Below are 12,471 nucleotides of genomic sequence, written 5' to 3'. Positions count from 1 at the left end.
AGTCCGTATAGTTACGGCTGCCTCCTTATTCGATGGTCATGATGCTGCTATCAATATCATGCGCCGGATCATGCAGGCCAAAGGCGCTGAGATCATTCATCTGGGACACAACCGTTCCGTGGCCGAGATCGTGGAATGCGCCATTGAAGAAGACGTACAGGGAATAGCCATAACCAGCTACCAGGGCGGCCACGTGGAGTTCTTCAAGTATATGAAGGACCTGCTTGATCAGAATGGATGCGGACATATCAAGATCTTCGGTGGCGGCGGCGGAACCATCCTGCCGCAGGAGATCACAGAGCTCCACCACTATGGTATCACTAAGATATACAGTCCGGATGATGGCCGGAAAATGGGACTGGAAGGAATGATCCAGGATGTGATCGATCAGTGCAGCCTCCCGCCCGCCCCCGCTGAAAAATCCAAAAACACGCCTGCCTTCTGGAAAGCACCTGAAAAATGGAATGGCAAGGCGCCCCTCGGAGAAGCCAAAGATATCCGAAGGATTGCCCGGGCCATCACGCTCGCGGAGAGCGGCCTCAGTGGCAAGGAAGTGCTCAATGGCACTGCCAGTGCATCCGATCCCAACAAAAAGACCCCTGTGCTCGGTATCACCGGTACCGGCGGCGCCGGTAAAAGTTCCGTTACGGACGAGATCGTACGCCGCTACCTCAACAATTTTCCGGAGAGAACCATTGCCGTGATCTCCGTTGACCCCAGCAAAAAGAAGACCGGAGGCGCCCTTCTTGGAGACCGCATCCGCATGAACAGCATCAGCTCGCCCCGGGCTTACATGCGCTCCCTCGCTACCCGCGAAAGCGATGTTGCCCTCAGCGAACACGTTCAGGACGCCATCGATATCTGCAAAACAGCAGGCTTCGATTTCGTAATCCTGGAAAGTGCCGGTGTTGGTCAATCCGATGCCAGTATCCTGGAATTCTGTGATGTCAGCATGTATGTGATGACGCCCGAATACGGAGCCGCCTCACAACTGGAAAAGATCAACATGCTCGACTACGCCGAAGTAGTCTGCATCAACAAATTCGATAAAGCAGGTGCCCTCGATGCCCTGCACGATGTGCGCAAACAATTCAAGCGCAACCACCAGCTCTGGACGGCCAAAGATGAAGAACTGCCCATCGTTGGCACCATCGCCGCCCAGTTCAATGATCCCGGCGTGAACGAACTCTTCGAGAAACTGATGGTGTCCGTTGAAAAAAAGACGGGCATTTCCTTCGGCGATCTCGAACTGCACACACATACCAAAGACACTACCACCAAGAGCCTCATCATTCCACCAAATCGTGTCCGCTACCTCTCCGAAATATCAGAGAACAACCGCAACTATGATGGGTGGGTGAAAGAACAGGCTGCCATCGCCACCAAACTTTATCAGCTCAAAGGCGTGATGGAAGCGGCCGGCAGTAACGCCAGCTATATTACAGACCTGCAACAGATCTATAAAAATTTCGAGGAGAAATTCCACCCGGAATGCAAAAAGCTCGTAGAAGGATGGCCTGCCATCGAGAAAAAATACAAAGCGGATTTCTTTGAATACCAGGTGCGCGATAAAGTGATCAAGCAACCACTGACCACCACCTCGCTCAGCGGAACGCGCATTCCCAAAGTAGTGCTGCCCCGTTATAAAGACTGGGGTGATATCCTCCGCTGGCAACTGGTGGAAGGCCTGCCCGGCGAGTTCCCTTACACTGCCGGTGTGTTTGAGCTCAAACGGCAGGGTGAAGATCCTACCAGGATGTTCGCAGGAGAAGGTGGCCCCGAAAGAACCAATAAACGCTTTCACTACGTATCGGTGGACCAGCCGGCCAAGCGCCTCTCCACCGCCTTTGACAGTGTTACATTATATGGTGAAGATCCGGCGCATCGCCCGGATATCTACGGTAAAGTAGGTAACAGCGGCGTGAGCATCGCTTCTGTTGACGATGCCAAGAAACTCTACAGCGGTTTCGATCTCTGTGATCCCAAGACCTCCGTGAGCATGACCATCAATGGTCCCGCCCCCATCCTGCTGGCCTTTTTTATGAATGCCGCTATCGATCAGGAATGCGAGAAATTCATCACCGCCAACAATGGCTGGGCCGAAGTAGAAAAGAAAGTGGCGCTGAAATATAAACACGCTCCCAAACCAACTTATTATAATCCTTCAGCACCGGAGCGCCTGCCCGAAGGGAATAGCGGCCTTGGTCTGAAGCTGCTGGGAATGAGTGGCGATGAAGTGCTGCCCGCTGAGATCTATGAAAAGATCAAAGCTGAAGCATTGAGCCAGGTTCGCGGTACCGTGCAGGCAGATATCCTGAAAGAAGACCAGGCCCAGAACACCTGCATCTTCAGTACAGAATTTGCGCTTAAACTGATGGGAGATGTGCAGGAATATTTTATCAACCGCAAAGTGCGCAATTTCTACAGCGTAAGTATCAGCGGTTACCATATCGCTGAAGCCGGCGCCAATCCTATCACACAGCTTGCCTTCACGCTCGCGAACGGCTTCACTTATGTGGAGTACTACCTGAGCCGCGGCATGAATATCGATGATTTCGCTCCCAATCTCTCTTTCTTCTTCAGTAATGGAATGGATCCTGAGTACAGCGTGATCGGGCGTGTTGCCAGAAGGATCTGGGCCAAGGCCATGAAGAATAAATACAAGGGTAACGACAGAAGCCAGAAACTGAAATATCATATCCAGACCTCCGGCCGTTCCTTACACGCGCAGGAGATCGACTTCAATGATATCCGCACCACCCTGCAGGCGCTTTACGCCATCTATGATAACTGTAACAGCCTGCATACAAATGCTTACGATGAAGCCATCACCACACCAACGGAAGAAAGTGTGCGCAGGGCCATGGCCATCCAGCTGATCATCAACCGGGAACTGGGCTCCGCCAAAACGGAGAACTTCATCCAGGGTTCCTTCATCATAGAAGAGCTCACGGATATCGTGGAAGAAGCGGTACTCGCGGAATTCGACAGGATCACGGAACGCGGTGGTGTACTAGGCGCCATGGAGCGCATGTACCAGCGTAACAAGATCCAGGAAGAAAGCCTTTACTACGAAAGCCTGAAACATAGCGGAGAACTGCCGATCATCGGCGTGAACACCTTCCTCAATAAAAAGGGAAGCCCAACTGTGGTTCCGCAGGAAGTGATCCGCAGTACCACCGAAGAAAAAGAACAGCAGATTGCCAATCTCAAAGGTTTCTGGAAAAGAAATGAACAGCAATCCAGTGATATGCTGAACAAATTGAAACGCGTAGCCATGAACAATGGCAACCTCTTTGAAGAACTGATGGAGACGGTAAAATACTGCTCTCTCGGGCAGATCACGCATGCGCTGTATGAAGTGGGCGGACAGTACCGCCGCAACATGTAACCAGTTGCAACAAACATAGTTGTAAGTAAAATATGCAGAAGGCAGGGTTGGTCCCTGCCTTTTCTTATGCTTGCAATTGCAGACTAACAGTTGTTAATTCCGGTAGTAATATAATCGGTTATTCATTGCCGTTATATACCTGATTGCGGCAGCAAACCCGCTCCCCATCAGTGTTATAACGGTAAACAAATCGGTGGAATTTCTGTTAGATTCTTTTTTTCAATTCAGATATTATCTATGCGTTGCCACTGGTAAAGATCATTTGCCGTTGATGTAGCACAGGAAACCAACCTGTAACATCCGAGTACTTTTGTCGACTAAACTGTAAAACACCATTCATGAGAAAGTTATTATTCACGCTGATCGCTGTTATTTCCGGCCTGGCATTCGCGCAGGCACAGCAGGTCAAGGGAGTTGTGAAAGATGATCAGGGTAAATCCCTCGCGGGTGCCACTATTCTGCTTAAAAAAATAAAAGATTCCTCTGTTGCCAAATTAACTGTGACCAATGCCACCGGGCAATATTCTTTCGAAAGCATTCCGGAAGGCAGTTATTTTCTGAATGCCACTTTTGTGGGCCATACCAGCCAGAATTCTTCCAGGTTTGAAGTGAATGGCTCCGGCGAAATAAATGCGCCCGATATTGTATTGAACAAAGTCACCGGAAACCTGAAAGAAGCCGTTGTGACAGCACGTAAGCCCATCCTGGAAGTTCGTGCTGATAAAACCATCATGAACGTGGAAAACAGCATCAATGCTGTTGGTCAGGATGCGTTGGAGCTCCTGCGCAAAGCCCCCGGCGTGATGATAGATAAAGATGAAAACCTCAACCTCAGCGGCAAGAATGGGGTGCAGGTGTATGTAGATGGACGTCCAACGCCGCTTTCAGGAAAGGACCTTTCGGATTACCTGAAAACAATCCAGAGCAGCACAGTGGAATCCATCGAGATCATTACCAACCCTTCCGCCAAATACGAAGCTGCGGGTAACGCCGGTATCATCAATATCAGGCTGAAAAAAAACAAGGCCTATGGCACCAACGGATCTGTTACCGCAGGATTCAATCAGGGTGTTTATCCCAAATACAACAGCGGGATCTCACTCAACCACCGTAACAAGAATATCAACATCTTCGGTAACTACAATTACAACAGGAATAAGAACGAATCTCCGTTCAACCTGATCCGTTCACAAGTGGATACCACTTTCGAGAACCATGGAAAAATGGTCAACCGCGGCAATACGCATACTTTTAAAACAGGACTGGATTATTCACTCGGCAGAACAAGCACTATCGGCGTGATGGTGAACGGGAACTTTTCAAGCTATGGTCTCACCAATCCCGGTCATACGCAGATCACAAAAACCCCTACCAAAGAACTGGTGAAGAACCTGAACGTGCTCAACACCACAGATGGGCAAAGGGATAATGCCAATTTCAATCTTAACTACCGTTACGCGGATTCAGCGCAGCGCGAGTTGAACGTGGATGCGGATTATGGCCTGTACCGTATCACCAGCGATCAGTTGCAGCCTAATTACTATTCAGACCCTGCCGGTGTTCCTACTTACAGTACCATTTACAATATGATCGCACCTTCAGATATCGATATATATACTCTGAAGATCGATTATGAGCAAAACTTGCTGAAAGGCAGGCTGGGATTGGGTGGCAAAGGATCGATCGTGGACAGCAAGAACGATTTCCAACGTTACGATGTATTCAATTCCGGCAAACAGCTCGATACGGCCAGGAGCAATAATTTCAGGTACAAGGAAAACGTGAATGCGCTCTACGCCAATTACAACAAGCAGCTCAAAGGAGGGTTCCTCTTTCAGCTTGGTGTGAGAATGGAAAACACGCATGCAGAAGGCAGGAGCAAGGGCAGGAAACAGGACCCGTTCGGAAACTGGGAGAACTACGATTCTTCTTTCACCAGGAATTATATTGACTTCTTCCCAAGTGCCTCGGTTACTTTTAACAAGAACCCGATGAGCCAGTGGACAGTGAGCTATAGCAGGCGTATCGACCGCCCTGCCTACCAGGATCTGAATCCCTTCGAGTTCAAGATCGATGAGTATTCCTATCAGAAAGGCAATACTGAACTGCGTCCGCAGTATACCAACAGCATCGGCCTGACCTATATCTACAAATACACACTGACCACTACGCTGAACTACAGCCATATCAGTGATGTGTTCGGTTCTCCCATCGATACCATCGAAAAGAGCAAGAGCTTTATGATGAAGAAGAACCTGGCCACACAGGATGTGGTGAGCCTGAATATCAGCTATCCTTTCAACTATAAATGGTACACTGTATTTGCCAACCTGAACGGCAACTATTCCAAATACAAGGCAAACCTCGGCCCTGGTAAGAAGATCGACCTGGATGCCTGGGCGTTTACCGGTTTCGTTCAGAATTCTTTCCGTTTCGGAAAGGGCTGGACTGGCGAGTTGACCGGCCTGTACATTTCGCCTTCCATCTGGCAGGGGGTGTTCAAGAGCTCGGAAATGTGGAGCATCGATGGCGGTTTGCTGAAAACCATCATGAAAGGAAAGGGTACCGTAAAAGCCTCCGTGAGCGATATCTTCAAAACTATGAGGTGGAGAGGGAAGAGCCCGGACTATGCAGGACAGACCACCCTGGCATGGGGTAGTTGGGAAAGCCGCCAGCTGAAACTGAACTTCACCTACCGTTTCGGCAGCAATACTGTAAAAGCCGCCCGTCAGCGTAAAGCTGGCCTGGAGGACGAGAACAAGCGGGTGACCACCCAGGGCGGAGGCATCGGAGGCGGCCAGCAATAAGGGTTTTCGCAGGTTTCGTCATATTAAAATGTGTAAAAAGGAGGCTGTTCCGGAAGGGGCAGCCTTCGCTTTTGGGAGATTTTCAGGCTGAAAAAGTCCCCGGATTCTCCCCAAATACCCTTGTAATAGCCTGCCTACAGTAGCTATCTGCCAAATATGTATCTTTATGCAGAATTGACTTTATTCACCTAACGCTTTTAAGTTGAAGTTTACAGAGTTTGGTTTAGACGACAGTCTGATTGAAAGTATCGAGGCAACCGGTTATGAAGAAGCCACTCCCATACAGGAGAAAGTAATCCCTATCATTCTGAAAGGTCATGATCTGATTGCTTCCGCTCAGACCGGAACAGGTAAAACTGCAGCATTCCTGCTTCCCATCATACAAAGAATATTAACGCATAGTAACGAAGGACAGGTAAATGCTATCGTGATCGTTCCCACGCGTGAGCTGGCCATCCAGATCTCGCAGAACCTGGAAGGCATGAGCTATTTCACGTCCATCAGTTCAATAGCCATCTATGGCGGCAATGACGGTAATAACTTCTCCAACGAAAAAATGGCCCTTTCCAAAGGAGTGGACCTTGTGATCTGCACGCCTGGCCGGATGATCGCCCACCTCAATATGGGTTACGCCAAGCTGGATGGACTGCAGTTCCTGGTACTGGATGAAGCTGACCGCATGCTTGATATGGGATTCCATGACGATATCATGCGCATCATCGGTAAGCTGCCCGAAAAAAGGCAGACCCTGCTTTTCTCCGCTACCATGCCCGAAAAGATCCGTTCGCTGGCGCGTAAGATCCTGCACAAACCGGAAGAAGTGAATATCGCGATCTCCCGTCCTCCGGATAAGATCGTTCAGGAAGCATTTGTGGTATTCGAGCCACAGAAAGCTCCGCTGCTCCTGCATCTGCTGAAACATACCACCTGCAAAATGATCCTCATTTTCTGTTCAAGCAAACAGAATGTGAAGTCGCTCACCCGTGATCTGCGCAGGGCCAAACTGCCTGCTTCCGAGATCCATTCGGACCTGGAGCAGAGCGCCCGCGAAGAAGTGCTGATGCAGTTCACCAGTGGCCGTATCCCCATCCTGGTGGCTACGGATATCCTTAGCCGTGGTATCCATATCGATAGTATCGACCTCGTAATAAACTATGACGTGCCGCATGATGGTGAAGACTATGTCCACCGTATCGGACGTACTGCCCGTGCAGAATCAGAAGGTATGGCCATTACCTTCATCAGCGAAAAGGAACAGAACCGTTTTGCTGCTATCGAAGAACTGCTGGGTCATCCCGTGAAGAAAGGCGAAGTGCCTCCTGAACTTGGACCTGCTCCTGAATATCGTCCCCGTACAAGAAGAAGCGGCGGAGGTGGCGGTGGAAAATTCCACGGCAACCGCAAGGGCGGAGGATATGGCGGTAACAGGAATGGTGGCGGTGGTGGAAACAGGAACGGTGGCGGCGGTAACAGAAATAATGGTGGTGGTGGAAATAGAAATGGCGGTGGCAACAGAACTGATGGTGGCGGCAACAGAAATGGCCAGCATCAGAACCAGAGCAAACCCATTATCAAGCCACAGCAGCCTAACCAGCCGAACCAGTAAAACCCACGCCTTTTCGCCACATGAAATGGGAGCAACTTTACAGTAATAAACGCACAGGATCAGAGAATAAATCTTCCGGCGGCAGTGATGCCGTTCGCACTTCCTTCCTGCGGGATTATGATCGCATCATATTCTCATCCGCTTTCAGAAGATTGCAGAATAAAACACAGGTGTTTCCGCTTCCCGGCCCCGTGTTTGTACACAACAGGCTTACGCATAGCCTGGAAGTGGCGTCCGTAGGGCGTTCCCTGGGAAAGGCCGTAGGCGATGCCATTGCTGATAAGTATCCCAACGCAGGAGATGATTTCCGCGAATTCTATAAATACGAACTGTCTGCCGTGATCGCTGCCGGTTGCCTGGCGCATGATATCGGCAACCCTCCGTTCGGACATTCCGGCGAAGATGCCATCCGCACTTTTTTCCGCGATCTGGAAGGAGAGGCGGCGCATCGTTTTAAAACCATTCTTACAGAGAATCAACAAAGGGATTTCCTGTATTTTGAAGGCAATGCCAATGCGTTCAGAACGCTTACCCACCATTTCAATGAAGAGGCCCCCGGCGGCTTTAAGCTTACTTATGCCACGCTGGCCAGCATCATAAAATATCCGACTGACTCTCTCAGCGGTTTCAACAAGCAGCAACTCATTACCAAGAAATCAGGATTCTTCGATTCTGAGATCGGGATCTATAAGAACATTGCAGAAGCGTTGCAGATACCAAAGCTTGATGATAACGCCAATGTATATGCGCGTCATCCTTTCGTTTACCTGGTAGAGGCCGCGGATGATATCTGCTATCGCATCATTGATTTTGAAGATGCGCATAGACTGAACATTATTTCCATCGAAACTATCAAGGAATTGTTCCTTTCTTTCTTTGATGCAAAGGAAGGATATGATTCAAAAGAGGGTGTTGCAAACTCTCTTGATAAGATCCGGGACGATAACCAGAAAGTGAGTTTTCTTCGTGCGAGGTTGATCAATCTGTTGCTCAACAGGATCTGCCAGGTGTTTATGGAGAAAGAAACTGAATTGCTGGAAGGTACGCTGAGCAAGAGCCTCATTGATTATTTAAGAGAAGAGGAACTGGCGTTGATCAAACGCATCGATGATTATTCCGTAAAACATATCTACAATCACCGGTCGGTGGTGGAGATAGAGATTGCCGGTTACAATGTGATCGGAGGATTGCTGAAAGAATTCTTTGCGGCCATCATCGAGCAGAGATCTGCTAAAGCGAAGAAGGTATTGCAATTGATCTCGCCACAGTTTGTGGTAACGGGCGAGCCTGATAAATTATACTACGATATCCAGTCGGTGGTTGATTTTATTTCCGGGATGACGGACCTGTATGCAGTGGATATTTACAGGAAGATCACGGGGATAAGTATGCCGCAGCTGAGATAGGATTTAACAGCAAAATGCAATGCGCCTGGCATTGCATGCTGAATGTGCTTTTTCTTTTTACCGGGTTCAATCCGGTAATTCCTCACAGGCAAACCCTGCGTATTGCAGTACCAGCTCCACATTCCGGGGTGATAACTCCCTCGCTTCCACGCGAAGGATATTGTCTGCATCCTGCAAATCAAAGTTCCATTTCAGAACACCGGAGAGCGAATCCAGGGCTGCACTCACCGATTGAACATTTGTTCTGTTGCGGACACTTGTTTTGAACACCAGCACTTCCATAAAAATGGTTTTAAGGGATTGATGATTACTCTGCACCTGCTTCACCTTTTTCTTCTGTTTTCTTTTCTTCAAACCGTTGTCCACCGAAAGGCCTTCTCCAGCCTGAGCCGCACCTGGCTTCCCATTTTGATTTGAAGCGCTGCCTGTCTTCTTCACTCATGTTTCCCCATTTGCTCATCATCTTTTCATTCCAGCGCTCGCGGCCGCGTTCCTTCCATTTGCCTCCGCCCCCAAATCCGCCGAAGAGGATCTTGGATAAGATGAGGATACCTAATGCCTGCCAGAAAGTAATTGTTTTTACACCCAGTACTGCAGGTAATATGGCGTTCCACAAGCTCATTACGATGAATGTGAACAATGCGGCAAACATTACCACGCAAACGAGGATCCCCAGTACCTTGCCGATCTTTGATTTACGTTTCATATCGATCAATAATTTAAAAGTTCTTCTTTAAGTGCTCTCAGTCTTTCCCGCAAATGCAGTACTGCATAGCGTTTCCGGCTGATGAGCGTGTTCACCGGTTCGCCGGTCAATTCGGAAAGGTCTTTGAATGACACACCTTCCAGTTCATGTTTTATGAAGATTTCCCGCTGTTCTTCCGGCAATTCCTGCAGCGCAGTGTTCAGTTCCTGCCAGAATAAAGTACGCAGATATTCTTTTTCCGGGTCATCGCCGGTATCCATCAGCAATTCAGAGAAGCCTTCGAGATCTTCCTGTTCTTCTTCAACATACAGATCGCTGAAGTTGGTGGGCTTATGTTTTCGTTGCCTGTCTGTTATCTTGTTCCTTGCTACGGTGAAAAGCCAGCCTGACAGTTGATCGATAGGTTGGGTATTGCCCACGAACTGAAAGAAAACATCCTGCATAATGTCCTGCGCGTCCGCTTCGTTTTTCACCCGTTTCCGGATAAAACCGAACAGCCGTTTGCTGTAGTCATTGATGACCTCTGTTATATTTCTTTTGCGCTCCGCGGGCATAACAGTTGATATCGTCAGGCTCTCTTCCATGCTTTGTATAAACAGGTAGACGGGCCATGCGAAGGGATATTTTAAAATTCAGAAAAAAAATCAGGAATTGCCGGTTTCACTAGTTTTGCATTCGAAACTACCATTTATGCATTTTGGCAAAGTTCCTGAAAATGAGGTGAGTAGCATTGATTTCAGTTTAAGGCCTGATCCTCCCGGCAATGCAATGGTATTGCCAGGGCAGCCTGTGCCCCATCCCAGGCTCTACGTTGGGTGCGCTACCCGTGGGCCAAAACAATGGATCAATAAGATCTATCCGAAAGGTACAAAGGAAGTGTATTACCTGGATGAATATGTGAAGCATTTCAACAGCATAGAGTTCAATGCCACCCATTACCAGATCTATGGAGAAGAGATCATCGGGCGCTGGGCCGCCAAAGCGGAGGGCCGGGATTTCATGTTCTGCCCCAAAGTGCCACAACTGATCAGTCATTACAGTGGTTTCGATAATGTGGACGAACCAACAGATTCCTTCCTGAGAGGCATCCTGGCTTTCGGCGGGCATCTGGGTCCCATCTTTTTACAGTTGAGTGAAAAGCATTCGCCTGCCAATCAGCAGAAACTATTCAGTTACCTGCGGTCATTGCCAACGGATCTCACGTTCTTCCTGGAAGTGCGTCACCCGGACTGGCTGGTGGATGGCCCTGTAAAGGATCATCTGTTCGGTACGCTTCGTGAAATGAAAATAGGGGCTGTGATCACCGATACTTCCGGGCGGAGGGATTGTGCTCATATGGAGCTGACCATTCCGAAAGCATTTATCAGATATGTTGGCCATGCGATGGGGCCAACGGACCCGGTGAGGATGAGCCGGTGGGCAGACAGGCTAAAACAATGGCTTGACAAGGGGTTGGAGGAGATCTGGTTCTTCATGCATACGCCTGATGAGATCATGGCGCCGGAAATGGTCGATTATTTTGCCGGAAGGATGGAGGCTGTAAGCGGGCTTCATATTCCGAGGCCACAATTCATACAGCCTGCCCCCGAATCCGGCAGTACTCAGATGAGTATGTTTTGATTGGATGATTTATTTCACTTCGTATAATTCCTCCCAGCGGGTGGTGTGGCGTTTGCTGCGCAGTTCCTGCCGCATCTTCCAGTTCCGCGTGGTTCCGCTGGAAGCGAACTTCAGCATATCGTCGCGCATGCTGAAGTTCACATTGTCTATCACATCCATCAGGTAACGCTGATCATTGTCCGAAGGTGGAATGAAGAGGTTCCCCTGAATGGAATCGTCGGGCACGATATCGCTCAGCATCACGCCAGCTTTCTTATATACTTTCCCTTTTGTGAACAATTGTTCTGCCTGTTGCACGGCTGATTTGATCAGGTCCTGCGTAACAGCGGTGGCTGCGGGAAGTGTGGCGTGTGACTGAATGGTGGCGCCGCGGCGGAAGCTTTTCATATGGTCCTCTTCGCGGGTCACCAGGAAAACGTGAATGGTCTTTGCGGCTCCGTGCTGACGGCGCAGTTTTTCGGCTGCCCGTGATGTGTAAGTGGCCACTGCCTCAGTAATGGCTGTCAGCTCCGTTACGGGCTGCCCAAACATACGGGTAGTAGCGATCATTTTCCTGGTCGTCAGGGGCGCTGCCATCTCTTTCCCTGGGATGCCATTGAGTTCGCGGATCAGTCGAACGCCATTCACACCACCCAGGTGCCGGTGTGCCCACTCTTCGGGCATACTGCTCAGGTCCCATGCACTGGTAATCCCCTGGTTGATGAGTTTTTCCGCGTAAGACCACCCTACTCCCCATACATGACTCACCCTGGTAGAGCGCAGCAGTTTGATCTGCTCCTCCCTGGTGGCTATCACGGTTACACATTGTGAAGCCTGTTTGTCTTTCTTCGCCACATAATTGGCGAGCTTGGCCAGGGTTTTTGTTGGCGCAACCCCTATCGAAACTGATATTCCTGTCCATTGTTCTACTGTTTTACGAATGTTCATTGCTGTTT

Annotated in this window: 9 protein-coding genes; 5 read left to right on the top strand and 4 right to left on the bottom strand. The window is 49.4% G+C overall.

Translation table 11 applies throughout. From position 1 onward, the window contains the following. The 4 genes from ACTHMC_RS17955 to ACTHMC_RS17940 form a co-directional block, all read left to right on the top strand. Positions 1-3,391 (top strand): methylmalonyl-CoA mutase family protein (locus tag ACTHMC_RS17955; protein ID WP_440415138.1); only part of this gene is annotated, 3,391 nt, incomplete at its 5' end. Positions 3,392-3,729: 338 nt separating this feature from the next. Further along, the gene (locus ACTHMC_RS17950; RefSeq protein WP_440415136.1) at positions 3,730-6,198 is read left to right on the top strand and encodes a TonB-dependent receptor domain-containing protein; all 2,469 of its coding nucleotides are present in this window, start codon (positions 3,730-3,732) and stop codon (positions 6,196-6,198) included. A gap of 202 nt (positions 6,199-6,400) precedes the next feature. Next, positions 6,401-7,804 carry a DEAD/DEAH box helicase gene (locus ACTHMC_RS17945; protein ID WP_440415134.1) on the top strand — a complete coding sequence of 468 codons (1,404 nt, stop codon included), beginning with the start codon at positions 6,401-6,403 and terminating at the stop codon, positions 7,802-7,804. 20 nt (positions 7,805-7,824) lie between these two features. Further along, on the top strand, positions 7,825-9,210 hold the full coding sequence (locus ACTHMC_RS17940; protein WP_440415132.1) for a deoxyguanosinetriphosphate triphosphohydrolase: 1,386 nt from the start codon (positions 7,825-7,827) through the stop codon (positions 9,208-9,210). A 66-nt stretch (positions 9,211-9,276) separates the two neighbouring features. Here ACTHMC_RS17940 and ACTHMC_RS17935 read toward each other — a convergent pair whose 3' ends face one another. Genes ACTHMC_RS17935 through ACTHMC_RS17925 form a run of 3 tightly spaced genes read right to left on the bottom strand, consistent with a single transcriptional unit; the run spans position 9,277 to position 10,470 of the window. Then, positions 9,277-9,492 (bottom strand): hypothetical protein, encoded by a 216-nt coding sequence (locus ACTHMC_RS17935; protein ID WP_440415131.1) that lies wholly within the window; start codon positions 9,490-9,492, stop codon positions 9,277-9,279. Between the two features lie 25 nt (positions 9,493-9,517). Next, the gene (locus ACTHMC_RS17930) at positions 9,518-9,916 is read right to left on the bottom strand and encodes a hypothetical protein (RefSeq protein ID WP_440415129.1); all 399 of its coding nucleotides are present in this window, start codon (positions 9,914-9,916) and stop codon (positions 9,518-9,520) included. 5 nt (positions 9,917-9,921) lie between these two features. Then, positions 9,922-10,470: an RNA polymerase sigma factor gene (locus ACTHMC_RS17925; RefSeq protein WP_440415128.1), complete on the bottom strand. Its 549-nt coding sequence runs from the start codon at positions 10,468-10,470 to the stop codon at positions 9,922-9,924. A 136-nt stretch (positions 10,471-10,606) separates the two neighbouring features. Between ACTHMC_RS17925 and ACTHMC_RS17920 the strand changes: the two genes are divergently transcribed. Next, the gene (locus tag ACTHMC_RS17920; protein ID WP_440415126.1) at positions 10,607-11,536 is read left to right on the top strand and encodes a DUF72 domain-containing protein; all 930 of its coding nucleotides are present in this window, start codon (positions 10,607-10,609) and stop codon (positions 11,534-11,536) included. A 9-nt stretch (positions 11,537-11,545) separates the two neighbouring features. On the opposite strand, the gene ACTHMC_RS17915 is transcribed toward ACTHMC_RS17920, so the two are convergent. After that, positions 11,546-12,471, bottom strand: a 926-nt coding sequence (locus ACTHMC_RS17915) for a DinB/UmuC family translesion DNA polymerase (RefSeq protein WP_440415124.1), incomplete at its 5' end; no start/stop codon positions are given.

The sequence above is a fragment of the Pseudobacter sp. genome, assembly GCF_051955275.1.
Taxonomy (GTDB): domain Bacteria; phylum Bacteroidota; class Bacteroidia; order Chitinophagales; family Chitinophagaceae; genus Pseudobacter.
This window is presented reverse-complemented; position numbering and strand designations above follow the sequence as displayed.